The following is a 19,657-nucleotide window of genomic DNA, read 5'->3' on the forward strand; positions in this document are numbered from 1 at the left end:
CATCATTTTCACTGGCCTGAACCAATGCTGCTGACGCTTGCCGGCGGCGGTAATTGGGAAGCAGGACATAGAACATTGGGGCATACGTCATTATTTTGATTGAAAAAACTGCTGGGGGTGTTTAAAACATTCCGCCAGTAGGTGGGTGTTTTTTTCGGGAAATAGCTGGGACATTCCTGCGCCACCTCTCCGCAATAGTTCAATAAGGTCTGCTCGCATTGATTTGCCACCCTGTCAGCAGCGTTTGAAAGCCGGTTCCACCAGCTATGGGCATTTTGCTGGACTGGTTTTAGCTTAGCTTTAGGCTGGCTTTGTGTGTTTATAAGCTTTTCAAGTTCAGGCTGTTGTTTTAAAAGTTTTTGCACATAGGCCTGATTGCTTACATCAGGGTGATTAATTAAATAGCTAATGATCTGCTGTTTGCGTTCTTTGCTGATAGAGCTGTATTTAGACGTGGTAACCCACTCAAGCGCTGTCAATCCACTGCGATTTTGTTGATTTACATTAGCCCCATGGCCGATCAATAGTTTAATTAATTGAATATTACCCCGTCGCAAGGCCAGAAATAAGGGAGGCTCACCCGCTAAATCTGGATGAGCCTTTGATACGCGCTGACTCACTTTTGCGCCTTTTTCAATGAGTAATTTAATTATTTTCAGACTGGCCCCTGCAGAAATCGCTTCATGGAGGGGGGTAAATCCTCTCTCATTAACCCGGTTAAAATCAGCATTAGCCTTCGCTAATAAACGGATAGCATCGATTGCATAATCTTCATCAAGGCAAGAATGTATCAACGAATCCCCTGACTGATTAATTACATTAGCATTTGCCCCTTTGCTAATTAGATATTCCGCTAACTCAAGATGACCATTATTGAAAGCAACCTGCAATAAAGACTCACCGTCATTGTTTTTAGCCTCGACATCAGTGCGATTATCCAGCAGCAGCTTGCAGGCTTCCAAAGCGCCATTATCTACAGCCAGCTGTAAAGCAGTCATTCCATGGTTGTCCTCAATATCAAAATGACAGCCCTTTGCGATTAAGAATTTAATGGTATTGAGGTTGCCGCTTAAAACAGCCAGATGTGCAGCGGTTTTTCCATCTGATGCAGCCAGATGGACATTGGCTTTCTGTTTAATCAGAGCTTTTATGGCATCAATCTGATTATTGAGAATCGCTTTATGCAGCGGGGTATAGCCCAATTTATCACGCTTATTTACTTTCATCCCTTTGTTGATTAGCCAGTGGATTGCGCGATAATTCCCCTGTCTCGCCGCAGTGTGCAGTAGTGTTGAACCGTTCCAGCGTTCAGTATCTAATTTCAGATTTTTTTCTGCTACTGCTTTGAATGTTTCAAAATCTGTTTTCAGAAGATAAGACAAATACACTTCATAAACGATCCTTGAATGAATATTGGGTAAATAATGATCGCTAAATTGAAATAGTTTTTTATATAGGCCGGGAAGTTGCCACTGAAATATGGAATTTGAATGCGAATACAGATTCGCTTCAGAGACCGCTTTATTGCGTGACTGGAAATGCTCAATAGAATAACCATCCACGTTTACGGGAAATATTTCATACACATCGGCTAAATTTGTTTTTTCAATCAGACCATGAAGATGAGCTGAACCTACAACACCAGCGGCATCGGTTGTGGAGCCTGCCATTTCCCTGGCCATGATTGTATTTCGTTCATGCATCCCTTCTTCGGATTCAAAGTACTCCGGATTTTTACCAGGATTTTGATTGAGGCCGTTTGTAGTTAAATAATTTTTACAGTCGTCAGGGATTTCATTTTTTTCATAATAAGTACAGACCCTGAAATCCATAAAAGAAGAGGGTATCTTTTCATAATCACAGAACTCGCCAAGATAAATTGATACGCTATCCATTACGTCAACTTCCCTTTGTTTGGATACTGCTTCCCTGTACAGTTTAAGAGAAGGAAATTTTTGATTTAATAACTGAAGAATTCCAATCTCCAGGAACGCAGAGTTATAGGAATAATGATCCTCTCCAATCAGAACCAGCAAGGGTTTATTCCTGGCTCGTGCCTGTTCGATGGCCAGCGTTAAACCTTTTTCAAATTCAATAAAAAAGTCAATGAAACTGTCTTCGAATTCCTCTGCGTTTCGCTGCTCAAAATAAGCTAGCGGCATTCTCCGGATTGGCGCATTCAGTGAATTAACAAGTTTATCGATATTTTTCATTAAAATTTTTTCGTAATAAGCGAAGGTGATACATTTTAACAGATTGTTTATATTTTAATCAATACTGCATTCAGTATAGATCGCCCAAAAAGACAAGGAGGCGCCCATCGCTGGGCCCCCCCTTGTCCAAACCTCCTTCCGTGTTACACTGCCTGATCGCTTACGTATTCGACTGCATTTGCTGCATGCCCCTGATTTCTTTCCCTTGCAAGTTCCAATCGTTTGTTGCAAGCGACAATCAGTCCATCGAACATTTTATTGAATGCGGTGTAGCAACGATCAATCATTTTCAGTGCTTCACGTCTTACGTTAATTGGTATTTGAATCGCAAACAGTTTCTTTTCCATCTCTTCTTCAAACAGTGCATGTGCCATTTCTACCTCAAGATGAGAGCTGGAGAAGTATTTAAGATTCTGGTCTTCACCTGCTTTTTTAACCTGTTTTACAACCTTTTCGAAAAATACATGCCCTGATGATTCGAGGGTAAGCAACAAGGCAATGTTTAATATCTCATCATTCGCCTTGTATATCTCTGACATAATCGAGTAGGCTGCGTCACGGGTTAACTGGGTTTCTTTACTATATAGCCAGGCAACATCGTCTTTATTGCAATACTTGTCATGGCTGATACTGCCCATATACTTCTTGTCATGAAGAAACCATTTTTCATGGCCTGCATCTTCGAGCCTATGGTGACGTGCAACTTTTTTCAGGTAAGGGTCTTTAACCCTTTCTTCGTTAAGTCTCAGAATGTCCTGGAAAGTCATAGCCCAGAAAGTCAGTTCAGGCACGAAATAGCTGATTTCCTCTAAACTTTCTAATTTTTCCAGTACTTCAAAAAATGGATGATTCATAAATTCTTGTTGTTTAGAATCAATGTAAGCTTGTATAGTTTTCATGGCTGCCTCCGAGGCATTAAAATTTTGTTGGACAGTTATCACATTGCAGCCGGCATGCCAGATTTTTGTCTGCCTGGCTTTTTTTTGATCAAATCATGGCGAAGTTGTATTTATGTAGTTGAATCAATTGGTTATTGGTAAAAATGATGATATGTCTAGGGGAACTGGACTTACAGGAATTGTTCCTTCCATTTTTAAAAGGCAAGCATAAACCTCGAGAAGCGACAAAAAATTGTCCTCGATTCACTTGAAAATGACATTTTTTTGACCTGACACCCTTTCTTTTTTCATGTTTTTTTTAAAAAAGGCTCAGGTTCGCCAATTTTTTGTCATACTGATCCATCAGTTTATCGGTTTCATTCCAATCTATATTGCTAATCTCCCTGGTGCTTGCGCATATAGTTTCAAGTAACTCTCTCTGCAACACGCCTATGGCTTGCGCCTGAGCATAAGGCGTATTGGTGAACATAACCAATACATGTTTGGAGACATAAACATCGGGATAATGGTGCATGAGCTCCTGTTCAAGTCTCTTCTTCAAATTAAAATGCTCATCTCGAATATCAGTCTGGATTTCATGATAATTATCCATCGACATCATAGATACCGCATCGGTATTCGGTTTTCGTAAGTTATAAAAAGCAGGCATTACTTTTTCCCAATTATCCCGGTATTGATTCAACAGCTGATCCAATACCCTGCAATCTTCAAAGCCGCAATTCATTCCCTGACCAAAAAATGGAACAATCCCATGGGCTGCATCACCAATCAAAAGGCAGTGATCCTGATAATGCCAGGGCTCACAGCGAATAGTACTCATATTGCCGGTAGGATGTCCCAGGAACTCGCCAAGCAGATCAGGCATTGCCTCGAATGCATCAGGAAATGACTCCTTAAAAAACTGATTAATTTTCAATTCACTATCGAGTTCTGAAAAACTGTTTTTACCGTGCTGGGGCAAAAATAATGAGCCGGTTATGGAATCATCTGTATTAGGATTCCCCAGAAGCAGATAGGAATCTCTTGGCCAAAGATGTAAATGCTCGGCCACGAAATGCTGATCTGTTTGATTGCTTATTGATAACTCCTTGTAGCCATAAGGTAAAAAGTTTCGCGTGGCTTTTATTTTGTCCTGCTGCGACATGGTTCGACGAACGAAAGATGAAGCACCATCTGCGCCAATCAGTAGTTCATAATGGATAATCATCGGTTTTCCATGCTGCTGAAAATAAATGATTTTTTTATCCAAATCCAAATCGATTGTCTTCATTTCAAAATGCTGGTGAATACGTGGATTTTTGGCGGCCTCATCCAATAAAAGATTATTGAGTTCGTTTCGCTGCACCGCATTGATGTATTCTTCTGGATGCCGGCCAAAAGACTGGTATTTTATTTCACCGTTTTGTTCATGGATAGCCCGAGCACGCATAGGCACTAACAGTTTTTTAACTGTTTCAAATAAACCTATTTCGGTAAGACTGGTCAGCCCCCGGCAAGACATGGCCAAATTAATCGAGCGCCCTTTATCAGTCAGGGAAATCCGCGGATCGGGCCGGGCTTCGTATATATCTACTTCATATCCCCTTCTTGCAAGATAAAGGGATAACAACGTACCAACTAGCCCAGAACCAATTAGAGTTATTTTTCTCATGCGCAATCTCCTGAATACCACCAATGATAATCGTACATACTGCTACATCCAGGAAACATTAATATTTCAATGCCTCAAGCAAATAGCATGGAATACATATTAAAAGCTTAAAGGCATCATCTACGTCTTAATTAATCATTACGGCCTCATATAAATACAATACGCAGGACAAATTCCTGACGATTAAATTTGAATGTGCAAAAGCTATACCAGATATTGGGGATAACTGAGATGTAACGGATTTCATTTGTGAGGAAGTCCCAGACCTAAAAAGTATCGAAGAAATCTTTCAGGTCTTCCGGTTTTTGAGGGGGTTTGAACAGGTAGCCCTGGGCATAATCACAACCGTGTTTGATAATGAAATTTTTCTGTAATTCGGTTTCAACTCCTTCAGCCAGGACTTCAAGATTTAAACTGTGCCCCAGATTAATAATCGCTCTGGCAATGGCTGCATCATTTTGATCATTCACCAATTCGCTGATAAATGAGCGATCAATCTTCAGCTTGTCTACCGGGAATTGTTTCAGATAGGACAAACTGGAATACCCGGTTCCAAAATCATCAATAACCAGTTTCGCACCCATATCTTTAAGCTGATACATTGTCTCAACTGCATGGTCGACATCATCTACCAATAAACTTTCAGTTAACTCAAGCTCAAGGTATTTTGCTGAAAGGCCTGTTTTGACAAGAATCTCTGCCACTGTATCCGGTAATCGGGTCTGGCGAAACTGTCGGCCTGAAATATTGACAGCAACGCTGATGTCCTTATAACCCTGGCTGTGCCATTTTTTTATCTGCACACAGGCCTCTTCCAATACCCATTTGCCAATATCAATAATGAGGCCGTTTTCTTCAGCCATGCCAATGAAATCAATAGGAGAAACTGCGCCCAGTAAATGACTATTCCAGCGAATCAATGCCTCCACCCCAACGATAGACTGATGCCTTAGATCAATCAGCGGCTGATACATCAAATTGAATTCACCTCTTTTCAATGCATCACGCAGCGCATTATCCAATTGCATACGGTTAATTACCCGTCGATTCATTTCAGGCTCAAATACACGATAGCTATTGCGGCCGCTGTCTTTAGCATGATACATCGATAAATCGGCATTTTTCATGAGGGATTCATAATCAAGCCCGTCTTTTGGATAAAAACTGATTCCGATACTGCCGGTTATTTTCAGGCTGTGCTGATCCACCTGAAATGGTTTCTCAATCATATGCAAAAGCTCCTGAGCCATTTGCTGTGCCTGAGTTTCATTGGCTATATCCTGCAAGAGAATGACAAACTCATCCCCTCCAAGGCGTGCGACTGTATCAAAATCATTGGTTGCAATCAGCAGTCGATTGGATACAGCCTGCAATAATTTATCGCCGACACTGTGGCCCAGGGTATCATTGGTCATTTTGAAACGATCTAAATCCAAAAATAAAAAAGCGAGGATATTTCCTTTTTTTCTGGCCTGAAGGATTGCCTGCTCAACCCTGTCCATAAGTAACACACGGTTAGGCAGTTCAGTCAGTGAATCATGCGTTGCCTGGCGCACGAGCTGTCTTTCCATTTCACGGCGCTGCGTAATGTCGTTCACAATACAAACATAATGACGAATCTTGCCAAAAGAGTCGCTGACTGGCGCCACACTCAGCTCACACCAGAATAATTCGCCTCCCCGCCTGTAACTTTCGAGTTCGACCGTTTCTTCCCTTAATTCCCGTATAGCCAGTTCAATGCGCTTTTGATTGACGTGATCCGTTTTAGTCCCTTGCAGATGTGCCAGATTTTGGCCTAAGGTCTGCTTTTCGGAATAACCTGTAATCCGTTCAAATGCCTTATTGACATAAATAATAGGCTGATTGGGTTTGGTAATATCAATGATTGCCACACCATGCGTACTGGCTTCGATTGCTCGTTCACGAATGCGCAGTTCTTCATCGGCCATCCGCTTTTGAGTGACATCGCGAAAACTGTAGACCCGGCCAACTATCTCTGATCCAATCCGTTGCGGCTGAGTATAGCGTTCGAAAATTCGCCCATCCTTAAAATGAAGAACAGGCAATTCGCCCTCCCAATCAGGATTTTCATATAGATACTGCACATCCGCGATGACCGATGCCGGATTACTCAGCTGTTGCAGAATGTACTCAAAGCCGATACTTTCAGTACCGGATTCAAGCATATGTGAAGGGATCCGCCACATCTCGACAAATTTCTGATTCCAGTCAACCACCTGCCCCTTACCGTTTACCATCATAATGCCGTCAGCCGTCGATTCCAGTGTGGCGCGTAATAGCGAAAGTGATTTTTCAAGCTCCACATTCTTTTCAAGAATGTCATTGGGGGTGTTGATTTTAATATTGTCGGATAATGGCGCCTGAATCGAGCGTTGAAACTCGGGTTGATTATGGTACCATCGCTCCAGAAGTGAAGACAGATTAGGCGTTAAGCTCGGTATTCCCAATTCTTCGCAAACATTGGTCAGAGATGGTTCGCGTCCCTTTTTCTTAACTTTTTCTGCTGCTAAGGCAACTTTGTGATAATCTATTTCTTGCCTGCGCATGGATCCCTCACTAGAATGACTCTTTTCAATTAGTGTCTTTCTTGGAGACTAAGAAAGGCAGCCTATTCATATTTAACTAAATTATATACGCGGTTGCCAGATTTTGCATAACCAAACAGATCAATAAGGAATTCATTATGGGATCCAGACATTTTAATACCCGGGCAATTCATGCAGGCCAACATCCCGATCCATCAACGGGCGCTGTGATGACACCTATTTATACTACATCAACCTATAAACAATCTGCGCCGGGAATTCATCAGGGCTATGAATATTCAAGGACTCACAACCCCACCCGTTTCGCTTATGAGGGCTGTGTCGCCAGTCTGGAATCCGGCCAGAGGGGCTTTGCCTTTGCTTCCGGGATGGCTGCTATCAATACAATCGTGGATATACTCGATGCTGGCGATCATGTAATTGCAATGAATGATCTCTACGGCGGCACTTTTAGACTTTTTGACAAGGTTAAAACACGAACTTCAAATTTAAGTTTTTCCTTCGTGGACATGACTAGTCTTGAAGCAGTTGAAGCAGCCATCAGACCGGAAACACGCATGATTTGGCTGGAAACCCCTTCAAACCCCATGCTAATGCTGGCAAATTTGCGGAAAATAGCAGCCCTTGCCAAAAAGCACGGACTTATTGCAGTAGCGGATAATACCTTTGCTACCCCCTGGATCCAACGGCCTCTGGAATATGGCTTTGATATTGTTATTCATTCAGCAACCAAATATCTAAATGGGCATTCCGATATTGTCAGCGGCGTAGTGGTTGTAGGTGATAATCCCGAGCTGATTGAAAAAATGGCTTTTCTTCAAAATTCCTGTGGGGGTATTGCCAGCCCCTTTGACAGTTTTATGGTGTTAAGAAGCCTTAAAACCTTACCGCTGCGCATGCAGCGGCATTGCGAGAATGCAAAATATCTGGCTCAATGGCTGGAAAAACACCCTAAAGTAGATAAAGTGATTTATCCTGGCCTTGAAAGCCATCCACAGCATGCGCTTGCAAAAGAGCAGATGGAAGACTTTGGGGGGATGATATCGATTGTCTTGCATGGCGATCTTAATTTTGCCACGCGTTTTTTGTCTCGCTGTGAGCTTTTTACATTGGCTGAAAGTCTGGGCGGTGTTGAGAGTCTGATCGAACACCCCGCTATTATGACACACGCCTCCGTGCCCTATGAAACCCGTCAGCAATTGGGTATAGTCGATGGCTTTGTTCGCCTCTCAGTAGGAATTGAGTATATCGATGATTTGATTGCTGATCTTGCTTTTGCATTGGATTAATGGAATTGATTATGAAAAAAGATTCAAAACTAAATCAATTGAGGGCTATCTTCGCCCTTATTGTCTTGATAGTTTCAACGAGTATTTGCTTTATCCCAATATTTTTTCTCGGACTATTGAAGTTAATACCCCACCACAATTGGCGGCTTTTCTGTGGCCGCTGGATCGATGCGATGGTGATGTGCTGGTGTGATCTCAATAATGCTTACATCAATCATATAGTTCCCCATAAATGGGAGGTGACCGGCTTTAATCAATTCGATATTCAACAGGCTTATCTCCTTGTTGCAAACCATCAAAGCTGGCTCGATATTGTTTTAATGCACCGCCTGTTTAACCGCAAAATTCCCGTAATCAAGTTTTTTATTAAAGACCAGCTTAAATGGGTTCCCTTGCTGGGTTTTGCCTGGTGGGCAATGGGCTGTCCTTTTATGAAACGCTATAGCAAGGCGTACCTGGAGAAAAACCCTCATAAAAAGGGCAAAGATCTGGAAGCGACTAAAAAAGCCATTCATTCCTTCCAGGGGCAACCCGTAACCATTGCCAATTTTGTGGAGGGCACCCGCTTCACCCCCGCCAAAAAAGCACTTCAAGGTTCTGAATACCGTCACTTGCTTCGCCCTAAAGCAGGCGGCATTAGTTTCGTGATTGGATCAATGGGATCACAAATTCATAAACTTCTGGATCTCAGCATTGTCTATGCTGAAAAAAAGCATTCTTTATGGGATTTCTTGTGTGGCAGAGTCAGCAGGATCCGCGTACATCTGCGAGAAATTGAAATTCCTGAGCAGTTTATTAGCGATAAATTAACCGAGAATGATTTACAGGACGAGTTTAAAACCTGGCTTAATCAGCAATGGCAGATTAAAGATCAGCTTATTGAAAACATAAAAAATCAATGGGCAGCAGAGGAATCCCAGGCTGCCCATGTCCAGGCAATCAGGCCAACCCCTGGTAAAAGCTCAGGTACCAGTCAACGAATCGGCGTATCCCCTCCTGATAATTGATGGAGGGTTGATAGGCAAGCTCTGACTGTAGACGGCTGGTATCCGCATTCGTAGAAACCACATCACCCTTCTGCATGGGCAGAAAGTTTTTTATGGCTTTTTTATCCAAAGCGGACTCTAAAGCTTCCACATAGTCCAAAAGGTTAACTGGATTACCACAGCCGATATTATAAACCCGATAGGGAGCAGCACTGCTTGCCGGATCGGGCGAATAGCCGGACCAGTCAGGATTCGACTCTGCAATCTGATCGACTGCCCTGGAAACACCCTCCACAATATCATCAATATAAGTAAAATCTCGCTGCATTTCTCCATTATTGTAAATATCAATGGCAACGCCAGCCAGAATATCGCGTGTGAATGAAAAAAAAGCCATGTCGGGTCTTCCCCAGGGGCCATACACGGTAAAGAACCGAAGGCCAGTCGTTGGCAAATTAAACAGATTCGAGTAAGAATGTGCAATAAGCTCATTGGCTTTTTTACTGGCAGCATAGATAGTGAGTGGATGATTGGCAGCATCCCCTTCTTTATAAGGCTGGGAAAGATTTGCCCCATAGACCGAACTGGTGGAGGCATACACCAGATGCTCCACTTTCTGCTGTCGGCAGGCCTCCACAATATTGGTAAAGCCAAGCATATTCGATTGCGCATACAACTGTGGATTAACCAGGGAATAACGAACGCCAGCCTGAGCAGCCAGATTAACAACCCGCTGCGGCTCCTCCGTTTTAAAAACCTGATTTAAAGCTTCCATATCACATATATCAAGCTGATAAAATGAAAAGTTGGGGTATTGCTGCAAAAGCTCAAGCCTGGCCAGCTTCAGCCGGACATCATAATAATCATTCAGATTATCAATGCCAATAACAGTATCGCCTTTTTCAAGGCGGTATTTTGCCAAATGAAATCCGATAAACCCGGCAGCCCCAGTTATTAGAATACGCACATTTAATCCATTTGTGAAAAGCTGACAGTATACCTCTAAGCCAGAAACAATATCAAAAGTTAAAATGCAGCTTCGCAGCGGGTTCGCTGGGCTTTACAGCCCAGCCTACAATGGATACTCTACATGAAGATTATTTTATAGAGATTAATAACATGAATTCTTTGCAGGGCATTATTGAGGATGCTTTTGAACAACGCCATACTTTAACCTCGCAAACAGCACCACGAGAAGTCGTTGAAGCGGTTCAGGAGGTGTTTAATGGTCTGGATACCGGACAATTGCGCGTTGCTGAAAAATCCGGTTCCGAATGGATTGTCCATCAATGGATTAAGAAAGCGGTTTTACTATCCTTCAAATTATATGAAAATCAAACCATTGAAGCAGGATTCTGTCAATTTTACGATAAGCTCCCATTGAAATTTACCCATTACAGCGATCAGGACTTTAAAAATACAGGAGTGCGCGTCGTTCCCCATGCCATGGTTCGTCAGGGCGCATTTATCGGTAAAAATACTATATTAATGCCCTCTTATGTAAATGTTGGCGCTTATATCGATGAAGGAACAATGATTGACACCTGGGCTACTGTAGGCTCCTGTGCACAAATCGGTAAGAATGTGCATTTGTCAGGTGGGGCTGGTATCGGGGGTGTGCTTGAACCCTTGCAAGCCAATCCCACGATTATTGAAGACGACTGTTTCATCGGTGCACGCTCTGAGGTTGTGGAGGGCGTTATTGTTGAGCGCGGTTCTGTCATATCCATGGGTGTCTACCTTGGGCAGAGCACAAGAATTTATAATCGGATGACAGGAAACATCAGCTATGGGCGCATTCCCGCCGGTTCTGTGGTTGTTTCCGGGAATCTACCTAGCGAAGATGGCAGCCATAGCCTTTACTGTGCGGTTATTGTAAAACAGGTCGATGAGAAAACCCGTTCGAAGGTCAGCGTTAATGAATTACTTCGGGATCTCTGAAAATGAGCTCAATCTATGAAATTCTCAGTGACTTAATTGAGCGCGAATCAATAACTCCCTTTGACGCGGGCTGTCAGGAGTCCATGCTCAACTATTTGAGCCACCTGGGATTTACCTGCCATCCCTTTAATAATGGCCCGGTAAATAATTTTTTCGCCAGATACGGAATTAGCCCCCCCCTTCTTGTGTTTGCGGGACACACCGATGTAGTCCCCATTGGGAATGGCGCCCAATGGCAGACCCCTCCCTTTGAATTAACGCTCATTGGGGACAAACTTCATGGGCGCGGTACAGCCGATATGAAAGGGAGTCTGGCGGCAATGATGCTGGCTGCGAAGCGTTTTATCGATAAATTTCCTTCTTTTCCGGGGAGTCTTGGCTTTCTGATTACCAGCGGCGAGGAGGGTGATTTGTTTCAGTTGGGAACTCCCTATGTGATGGAGGAGCTAAGCAAAAGCGATGTCAAGATTGACTATTGTATTGTAGGTGAACCATCCAGTACCGAACGAATTGCCGATGTCATCAAAATCGGCCGCCGCGGTTCCCTCACTGGAAACCTGATTCTGCGCGGAAAACAGGGGCACGTGGCCTATCCTCATCTTGCCAGGAATCCTATCCATCAAATAAGCCCTGCCCTGGCTGAACTGGCGTTGACGGAGTGGGATTGCGGCAACGAGCATTTTCCTCCGACTTCTTTTCAAATTACCGCCCTGCAATCCGGCGGGATTGCCTCCAATATTATCCCTGGCGACCTGTCGATGCAGTTTAACTTTCGATATTCAACTGAACAGACAGCGCAGGGCTTGCAGCGGCAGGTGATGAACATCTTTCAAAAGCATGCCTTAAGCCCCGAACTTGAATGGCGGATCAATGGGGAACCGTTTCTGACCAATCAGGGAAAACTCCTGGATGCAACAGTGCATGCAATTGAAAAAGTTACCCATCATGTACCTGAACTCTCGACCAGTGGAGGTACTTCAGATGGCCGTTTCATTGCGCCTTATGGAGTGGAAGTGATCGAACTAGGGCCGGTAAACGCTACTATTCACCAGGTCAATGAATGTGTAAGCCTCTCGGACCTAGAGAAGCTTGCGGAGATTTATTATGGAATTTGCGAACAGCTATTAATGTAGCCTTGATGATGCGCTGCGCTCATCAAGGCCTCTACAGGCTAGGACAGCAATGAATTTTCTGGCACTAAATCATTGACGGTCGCTTCAATCTTCTCATTCACCACCTTAGCCACACAGGAATCCGACCAGACGTTTAAGGATGTTTCCAGCATGTCTATCAGGCTATAAAAAGGTAATATAAGCCACATCAGCGTAATGGGTACATTCATGCTGGCGAGAAGACTGGCGCTAAGAAAAAAGCAGCCCATGGGCACACCGGCATTTCCAATGGCAGCAACTGTTGAAATCACAATCCATAAAGCCATCATTGGCAATGTAATTTCCATTCCATGATTCTGCATCAGATAAATAACTGTCGTAAAAATAAAAGCAGCGCATCCGTTCATGTTCAGGCTGGTGCAAAGCGGCAGCACAAAACGGCTGACTTGCGGTTTCACATTCAGATTTTTTTCAGCGGTTTCCATAGTTACCGGTAAGGTACCAACCGACGACTTGGAGAAAAAAGCCACTGACAATGCCGGTAACATTCCGCGAAGGGCTGCGAAAGGTTTAATTCCCTGGCTTTTTAGCCACAAAGGCAGAACAACCAGCCCCTGGATTAAATTGGCTAATACGATAATTAATAAATAACCGCCGAGACCGCGAATGGATTGCCCTTCCCGTAATTGAACCACTGTGCTGGTTATAAAACCATACAAACCGAGAGGGATTATTTTAATCACCCAGCCAGTTATCACCATGAACAGGCCATGAGCCCCACGAAAAAACGCAGTAATCGTCTGGCGAGGTTCCTGTTCAGGGATATAGCGAATGGCAATACCGGTTACGATTCCCAGCAGCAAAACACCCATAACCTGATGATCCAGAAATGGTGCAAAAATGGTTGAGGGAATCAAACTGCTTATATGGTCAAAATAAGAAGACTGGTTCGGTATGAGACCAGTCATTTTTGCCGCGGGGGCGTTAATCATGCTCGGTTGAATAAGGAGATAGAGGAGGCAACTAATTGCAGCAGCAATTACAGTAGTCACCAAAGTATAGGTCATAGCCCTTTGCCATACCCTCTTCATTGCCCCATCTGCACGATAGCTTGTCAAGGTAACAATTATTGAAAGTGCGATAATGGGCAAGCTAATGCATTTGAATATACGGATGAATACATCTGCAATAAATAAACCTAGCGGCTTTAACCCCGGGATATCGGAAAGCCCACTGAATATCCCAAGAACGATCATTAAAGTATAGAGAAATGGGGTACTTAATAAAAATTTGCGGGTTGACGGCTGGATAAAAGGCATGTTCGGACCTCTGATAGATAACGATTAATCATGAAAAGAAATTACAGAATTCAGCAGCAACAACAGCGACAGCAATAATTATTTTTACTGGCTGAAAACTGAAAATTTCTGATTATGTTTAAATCGTTCATACCCACCGTTGTTTATTTTTTATACATTGAGAGCATATTTTAACACAAGCCACACCAAAAACAAGCCCCTTTGGTTAGAATCTTAATCGTCTTTTTAAGCCCAGTGAAGAATCCAGATCTATTCCCGAAGCATTGCTCTACCTCAATGACGATTAGGCTGCGCAAACCTGTTTTTGCTTTAAATCGACGATGCGTTGAAAGGCTTGCTCAATACGGCTTATAGGGATCGCACCATTGCTTACCTGGCGTTCTATTTTATCAATCACTTCCTGAGCCGTTATTGTTCCCAGTTGATTAGCCACAATAAGCATATCTGCCCCTGCATTGATAGTTAATGCCAGTGCTTCATCCATACTAAAATGTTGACTAATCGCATGCATCTGTAAATCATCACTGATAATAATTCCCTGATAACCAAATTGCTCACGTAATAAATGGCTTAATATAGGCCTGGAAAGAGTTGCCGGTAAACCGGAGGGATCCAATTGACGGTTTATCACATGCGCCGTCATAACCATTGCCGGAGAAAACTCAGACTGCTTCAATAACTGGTAAGGTCTAAGCTCTTCGGTTGTAAAGCTTTCCGATACGTCAACGAATCCCTTATGCGTATCAGCGGCGGCACTTCCATGCCCGGGAAAATGTTTGTAGCAGCAATGGATGCCATATTCAGAAAATATCTCAATAAACTCCAGGGCAAATTGATTCACTTTATCGGGATTCCCGGAAAAGCAGCGGCCAAGCGGGCCAATGATTCCTTCATGGGGATTAATATTTAAATCGACTACCGGGGCAAAATTTAAATTAAATCCAAGGTTTTGAAGCATTTTCGCCATATTACTCAAGATGCTTCTGCGTTCTTTGCTGTCTAACTGAGCCAGGTGCTCTGGACTGACGGTATAAGCAGCTCCAGAAATGGACTTAAACCTGTCGACAGCACCCCCTTCATAATCTACGGCAATAATCAGATCCATCCCTTGCTGCCCTGCTATGGACTGACTTGAATAACTTTTTAACTTCTGGGTAAGCTGCCTGATCTGCTCTTGATTCACCAGATTCTTGCCTGCTTTCTTCTGCATCAAATCATAATCAAACAATAAAACGCCACCCAAACCCTCTTGAGCCAGCCAGGGATAAACGGGATGATTTTCGTTCAACTTACAGCCGGAAAATCCCATAATAAGCATTTGAGCAATTTTCTGTCGTAAATCAAACAAGTGTGTCTCCTGGATTTTTTTTTTGGATATTACACAATAGCCTGTGGGATGACCAGAAACTTTAAACGTTTCCTAGATTACAACCTCAAGCACTGATGACTTTTTATCCATTTATGTTACTATTCAGCCACTAATATTAGTATCCATATTTAAATGACCCTTTTAGAGCAATCACCCCATATCCTGGCCAGACTATATCTTTGGCACAAGCCTTTCAATGAACTCGTAGCCTACCGCCCAATTAATCACAATACCTGCCAGGCAGCAGATCTTGTTTTATTTTCAAGAGATGGTGCCGAATCCATTCGCCTGCAGGAAATTTTTCTTGAACAATGGGCTGCGCTAACTCCGGAAGTTTTAAGAACAAGGATTAACACAAGCCTCATATCTTATTTGAGACGGCATATACACTACAAAACGGTGAGTTTACGGTATCGTTTTCTCGGCATGATTGTACTGGCAGCTTTCCATAACATTCATCTTGAGATTGATGATGAATTATTTAAGCAGCTCAGTAGCCGATTATTTGCCGGCATATTTCAGCAGCAAACATTAAAACCACTGCATATGGTATTTAACTATTTAAGCTCCAATCAGATAAAATCCATAAGCGTTTCTATAAGAGACATATTGGAAAATGAAAAGCATTATGATTATGATACGGCACTATTCCACCTTACCGCCCTGGCACCCAAACTTCCGCAAGACTCCCTATTATCGTTTCTGCCATTTCTGGTTGACGGCTTAGCAACCTCCTCTGAAAGAACCCGCACATTTGTCATCGAATGCTTAAAAGCTTTTGTTTCAAAATTAACTACTAAACACCAACTGGCCCTATGCAGTAGACTGTTAAGCAATTTACAGGGTTCAATGATTTCACCTTCCAGCATTTATCAATGCCTGGGAAGTTTCGAATCCTTATTATCACCATCGGTTCGCCGTGTAATCATTCCCCAAATATTGCAGGAAATGAGAACACATCAAACTGCCAATCGCCAGCATCTAATCCAGTGCAATGTGATGTTTACTTCCAGCTTCACCAAAGCGGAGCAAGATCAATTATTTATGGTTTTACTTGCCAATTTAAAATGTGGTGATGAAAATCGTCGTATCCATACACTTCAGGAAATTGATTCGTTAAAACACCTATCCAGTCCATTTGTCTCACGTGTCATTCCATTCATTACCAATAAATTGATGGATAACTCCGTATTATGCCGTCAATTGGCTCAAACCTTATTAGTCAGACTGGCGCCGGGGCTTAAGAAAAAAATACTCAACAGGCAAGCGGTTCGGCTGGGTAATATATTGAATAGCAATCAATCCAGCATTCTTGACGCAATTCATTGTGCAGGACAGCTCGCGCCCTTGCTGGAAGACGAAGAGATGAATGATATCTGCAGTAAATTAATCTGCAAACTCAGTCCGGAAAATCAATTGTGCCGGCCTGCTCTCAAAGTACTTGCTTCCCTGTTACCCAGACTCCATGATCAAAATAATGATATGCTGATGCAGAAGTTATTCCAAATGCTTCATTCAAATGCGTATCCAATAATACTTGATGGTCTGAAATTATGCGCTTATAAGTTTTCAACTCACATAGCCCCGGAAGTTAAGCAGCGGCTATTAGAACTTTGGCATTCAGATGATTTTTACGCGCGAAGATGCAGGCCACAAATTCTGGACTGTCTGGGTGCCTGCCATTCTGTTTTATCAAGAGACGAAATTATCTCGCTAACAAGAGAAGCCATCGAAATGACTGAAGATGAACGCCAACTGCATGTTGTCGTCAGTATTATTAATTTTTTGACTATTTTAAAAGATAAAATGGATACAGATACCCTCAATCGGGTTATCAACCAATGGGCAGGCAGTTTAAGCCATCGGTGGTCAACTAATGCAGAGGAACTGGAATATGTGTTTCCCATCCGCCAGTCCATATTACAGTTTATTAGCAATGTTGCGCCTCTTCTGACTGTTCCCCAGGCTAACAGGCTGGGAGAGATTCTATTGCGTGAATCCCATACCCACTCAAGCCAGGAAACTGCTTCTGTTTTTTTCGCTTTAGCTCAACAATTAAGTAGTCCTGATAGTTTGAAATTATTACTTGGACTCATGAATACAGCGCATGAATTAAATGCTTACACGGGTTTAAAATCACCGCTTTGTTTAAAATTAATTTATCCCCTACTGCGGCAAGAGGAAGCGGACAATGTAATGCGAATAATTATTGCCAAAACAGAGAGTAAGAACCCATGCGAACGTTTTCAGGCAGCCAATTATTTTAATCATCTGTTGACGATTCTCAGCCCTCAGCAAATTGAAAGATTACTGCCTTTTATTTATAAGGGATTAACTGATGAAAAGCCTTACACCTATCTTCAGAGCCTTAAAACACTGGAGTGGATTCAATTAAATACGGCTATTAATCTGGAAGTAGTTTTAACGGCAGGGTTTAACAATATGTTATTACACAAGCCAGGCAGGGATTCAAAGCTTGCAGCCACTATGGAGCCAGCATGCAATCTGCTGGTAAATAACATTCCCGGTCAGATTGATACCAGTGAAGAACTGTCTTCAACCGGTATTTTTATGAAGTGTTTTATTGAAACGCTTGAAAAAACCCGGCATTTGCTGACTCCGGCATGTAAAATGGACGAAACTGGCAGCCAAATGTCCCCTTGAGACAGAGCAATTTTTCTGATGAATAAAAGTAATACAATCACCATCCTATTTTGGTTACCGCGCATAAAGCGCGGTACGTAGGCCCTTATAAGAGGAATGTATAATTCTGTGAAGGCAAACGCGTGATCTCAATGCACCTCACTTCGGAACTGATATCCTTCTTGACGGGCGACCATTTGGCCTTGGCGCTCAGTCACACTCACCCAATGTGTTTCAGGCGGCAGCATGGAGGGCAGATCGGCTATTTTTACCAGTTCGGTTGAAATTGCAGGACCTTGCCCTTCCTGGTTTCCAGGCAGATTTTGCCAACGCAGCATCATTGTACCTTCATGCAAGCCGGTAGTACTTATCCAGTTATATACGCCGGGATCCTGCAATGAAACCACGAAACGGTACCGGCCATCGGTGTCAGCCATTGCTTGGTGATTGTCAAGGCTGCAGAGGTTATTTTGTGGATCAATGGTGATTGTCCATGGTCCTGTTGCAGGCGCAATAAAATAATCTGCTCCCCCCATATCCACAGTTAACAGCAGCGCTTCATCGTCTTCAATTTTAAAATGCCCGAATGAACTCGCCTGGCTAACCAATGTCCCCAGATCATCTGACTGTTCAGGTTGCTTAAAGGTATTCACTGCGTTTAATTTGGTTTTAATCCCCAAGGCGCCCACTCCATAGAAAAAAATGGACTCGCCTAAATTTTTGATCGCTGACAAATATATTTTGGTATCCGACTGGGGTGCTTTACCCGAGATATCATCAAGGACTTCAACAGATAAGCTGTCCGGCTTCTGAACTTGCCAATCACCCAGGGTATTGCGCACAAAAAGTTGAACCGCGTCATTACTGGATTGAATGTGGTTAATACGGCCATTCGCCGGATCACTGTCAACGGTGATTTCATACTCTCCATCCGCATCAATCTGCAACTCGCTATTCTTAAGCAGGGCAACTGTCCCCTGGGAGTTTGGATTGCTGATTAAAGAAAAGGTGGCATCGGCCAACCCCTCCGGCGCTCGGTGTCCGTGAATTTTATAATGCAGAGAACCATCAATTGGTATAATACGGTAAATAACGTCAGGGTTATCATAACTGTATCTGCCGCCTGGAACATTCATGCCGAACCATTGCCGCGGCCCGGTATCCACCCAATAGACTTTCGGAAAATAGGGATCGCTGTTTACCGCTTTTTGTATGGAACTGAATACCAGCTCATCAATCATTGACTTCAAAAGGGGTGTGGCCTCAGCGCTGACAAATAAGCCATAGGCAAGAGTGTATACGGCTTTGGCTTTTATACGGAGCAAGCCAAAAGAATGATTCTGGTAGATGCTGATAGCTTTCTCATCCAGCAGTCTCTGATCCTCAGTCGCTAAAGGGTTGCCCGCATAAAGGGGAAAAGTTAATGCAAGGGAAGTTAAACAAAGCGCCGATCTTTTCAGAGATATAAAAATGTCCATAGATGTTCCTTATCAAATTAACCTGTTCAACTTAGCATGCCGCATTAGGATAGGGAAGCGTTGATAGCCTCCGAACCCCCGCGGCAAACTCTCCCGAATCCCCGCGGCTGCGACCGCGGGGCCCATATCTGGTGGCCGAACACTCTCCTCAGATCACAAACAAGTTTGTAAACATTATCCTTAATATGCA

At 43.1% G+C, this 19,657-nt stretch carries 13 protein-coding genes; 5 read left to right on the forward strand and 8 right to left on the reverse strand.

What is annotated here, in order from left to right; all coding sequences use genetic code 11:
* Window positions 1-8: 8 nt before the first annotated feature.
* From DYH42_RS08195 to DYH42_RS08210, 4 genes are all read right to left on the reverse strand, one after another.
* Window positions 9-2,213: an ankyrin repeat domain-containing protein gene (locus DYH42_RS08195; protein WP_058522661.1), complete on the reverse strand. Its 2,205-nt coding sequence runs from the start codon at window positions 2,211-2,213 to the stop codon at window positions 9-11.
* 143 nt (window positions 2,214-2,356) lie between these two features.
* Window positions 2,357-3,112, reverse strand: coding sequence for a hypothetical protein (locus DYH42_RS08200; RefSeq protein ID WP_058522735.1), 756 nt, complete (start codon window positions 3,110-3,112; stop codon window positions 2,357-2,359).
* A gap of 298 nt (window positions 3,113-3,410) precedes the next feature.
* Window positions 3,411-4,763: an FAD-dependent oxidoreductase gene (locus DYH42_RS08205; protein ID WP_058522660.1), complete on the reverse strand. Its 1,353-nt coding sequence runs from the start codon at window positions 4,761-4,763 to the stop codon at window positions 3,411-3,413.
* Window positions 4,764-5,029: 266 nt separating this feature from the next.
* A complete protein-coding gene (locus tag DYH42_RS08210; protein ID WP_058522659.1) occupies window positions 5,030-7,330 on the reverse strand; it encodes a bifunctional diguanylate cyclase/phosphodiesterase in 2,301 nt (766 codons plus the stop codon).
* 137 nt (window positions 7,331-7,467) lie between these two features.
* Between DYH42_RS08210 and DYH42_RS08215 the strand changes: the two genes are divergently transcribed.
* Window positions 7,468-8,619 (forward strand): trans-sulfuration enzyme family protein, encoded by a 1,152-nt coding sequence (locus DYH42_RS08215; protein ID WP_058522658.1) that lies wholly within the window; start codon window positions 7,468-7,470, stop codon window positions 8,617-8,619.
* 11 nt (window positions 8,620-8,630) lie between these two features.
* Entirely contained in the window at window positions 8,631-9,626 is a 996-nt protein-coding gene (locus DYH42_RS08220; RefSeq protein WP_083503060.1) for an acyltransferase, read from the forward strand.
* Here DYH42_RS08220 and DYH42_RS08225 read toward each other — a convergent pair.
* Window positions 9,559-10,572, reverse strand: coding sequence for an NAD-dependent epimerase (locus tag DYH42_RS08225; protein WP_058522657.1), 1,014 nt, complete (start codon window positions 10,570-10,572; stop codon window positions 9,559-9,561). The two genes, DYH42_RS08220 and DYH42_RS08225, sit on opposite strands and share 68 nt — an antisense overlap.
* A 152-nt stretch (window positions 10,573-10,724) precedes the next feature.
* Between DYH42_RS08225 and dapD the strand changes: the two genes are divergently transcribed.
* Window positions 10,725-11,546: a 2,3,4,5-tetrahydropyridine-2,6-dicarboxylate N-succinyltransferase gene (gene dapD / locus DYH42_RS08230; RefSeq protein WP_058522656.1), complete on the forward strand. Its 822-nt coding sequence runs from the start codon at window positions 10,725-10,727 to the stop codon at window positions 11,544-11,546.
* Between the two features lie 2 nt (window positions 11,547-11,548).
* A complete protein-coding gene (dapE, locus tag DYH42_RS08235) occupies window positions 11,549-12,679 on the forward strand; it encodes a succinyl-diaminopimelate desuccinylase (RefSeq protein WP_058522655.1) in 1,131 nt (376 codons plus the stop codon).
* Window positions 12,680-12,717: 38 nt separating this feature from the next.
* On the opposite strand, the gene DYH42_RS08240 is transcribed toward dapE, so the two are convergent.
* Both DYH42_RS08240 and DYH42_RS08245 read right to left on the reverse strand, forming a co-directional pair.
* Complete coding sequence (locus DYH42_RS08240) at window positions 12,718-13,977, reverse strand: dicarboxylate/amino acid:cation symporter (protein WP_058522654.1); 1,260 nt, start codon at window positions 13,975-13,977, stop codon at window positions 12,718-12,720.
* Window positions 13,978-14,260: 283 nt separating this feature from the next.
* Window positions 14,261-15,325: a glycoside hydrolase family 3 N-terminal domain-containing protein gene (locus DYH42_RS08245; RefSeq protein WP_115317018.1), complete on the reverse strand. Its 1,065-nt coding sequence runs from the start codon at window positions 15,323-15,325 to the stop codon at window positions 14,261-14,263.
* A gap of 153 nt (window positions 15,326-15,478) precedes the next feature.
* Between DYH42_RS08245 and DYH42_RS08255 the strand changes: the two genes are divergently transcribed.
* Window positions 15,479-18,010, forward strand: coding sequence for a hypothetical protein (locus tag DYH42_RS08255; RefSeq protein WP_058522653.1), 2,532 nt, complete (start codon window positions 15,479-15,481; stop codon window positions 18,008-18,010).
* Between the two features lie 128 nt (window positions 18,011-18,138).
* Here DYH42_RS08255 and DYH42_RS08260 read toward each other — a convergent pair whose 3' ends face one another.
* Window positions 18,139-19,467: a hypothetical protein gene (locus tag DYH42_RS08260; protein WP_058522652.1), complete on the reverse strand. Its 1,329-nt coding sequence runs from the start codon at window positions 19,465-19,467 to the stop codon at window positions 18,139-18,141.
* Window positions 19,468-19,657 lie beyond the last annotated feature (190 nt).

Origin of the sequence: Legionella birminghamensis (genome assembly GCF_900452515.1) — a bacterium.
Classification (GTDB): domain Bacteria; phylum Pseudomonadota; class Gammaproteobacteria; order Legionellales; family Legionellaceae; genus Legionella_C; species Legionella_C birminghamensis.

Coding starts and splice junctions, on each gene's coding strand:
- DYH42_RS08195 (WP_058522661.1), bottom strand. CDS start 2,213: ATGAAAAATATCGATAAACTTGTTAATTCACTGAATGCGCCAATCCGG.
- DYH42_RS08200 (WP_058522735.1), bottom strand. CDS start 3,112: ATGAAAACTATACAAGCTTACATTGATTCTAAACAACAAGAATTTATG.
- DYH42_RS08205 (WP_058522660.1), bottom strand. CDS start 4,763: ATGAGAAAAATAACTCTAATTGGTTCTGGGCTAGTTGGTACGTTGTTA.
- DYH42_RS08210 (WP_058522659.1), bottom strand. CDS start 7,330: ATGCGCAGGCAAGAAATAGATTATCACAAAGTTGCCTTAGCAGCAGAA.
- DYH42_RS08215 (WP_058522658.1), top strand. CDS start 7,468: ATGGGATCCAGACATTTTAATACCCGGGCAATTCATGCAGGCCAACAT.
- DYH42_RS08220 (WP_083503060.1), top strand. CDS start 8,631: ATGAAAAAAGATTCAAAACTAAATCAATTGAGGGCTATCTTCGCCCTT.
- dapD (WP_058522656.1), top strand. CDS start 10,725: ATGAATTCTTTGCAGGGCATTATTGAGGATGCTTTTGAACAACGCCAT.
- dapE (WP_058522655.1), top strand. CDS start 11,549: ATGAGCTCAATCTATGAAATTCTCAGTGACTTAATTGAGCGCGAATCA.
- DYH42_RS08240 (WP_058522654.1), bottom strand. CDS start 13,977: ATGCCTTTTATCCAGCCGTCAACCCGCAAATTTTTATTAAGTACCCCA.
- DYH42_RS08255 (WP_058522653.1), top strand. CDS start 15,479: ATGACCCTTTTAGAGCAATCACCCCATATCCTGGCCAGACTATATCTT.
- DYH42_RS08260 (WP_058522652.1), bottom strand. CDS start 19,467: ATGGACATTTTTATATCTCTGAAAAGATCGGCGCTTTGTTTAACTTCC.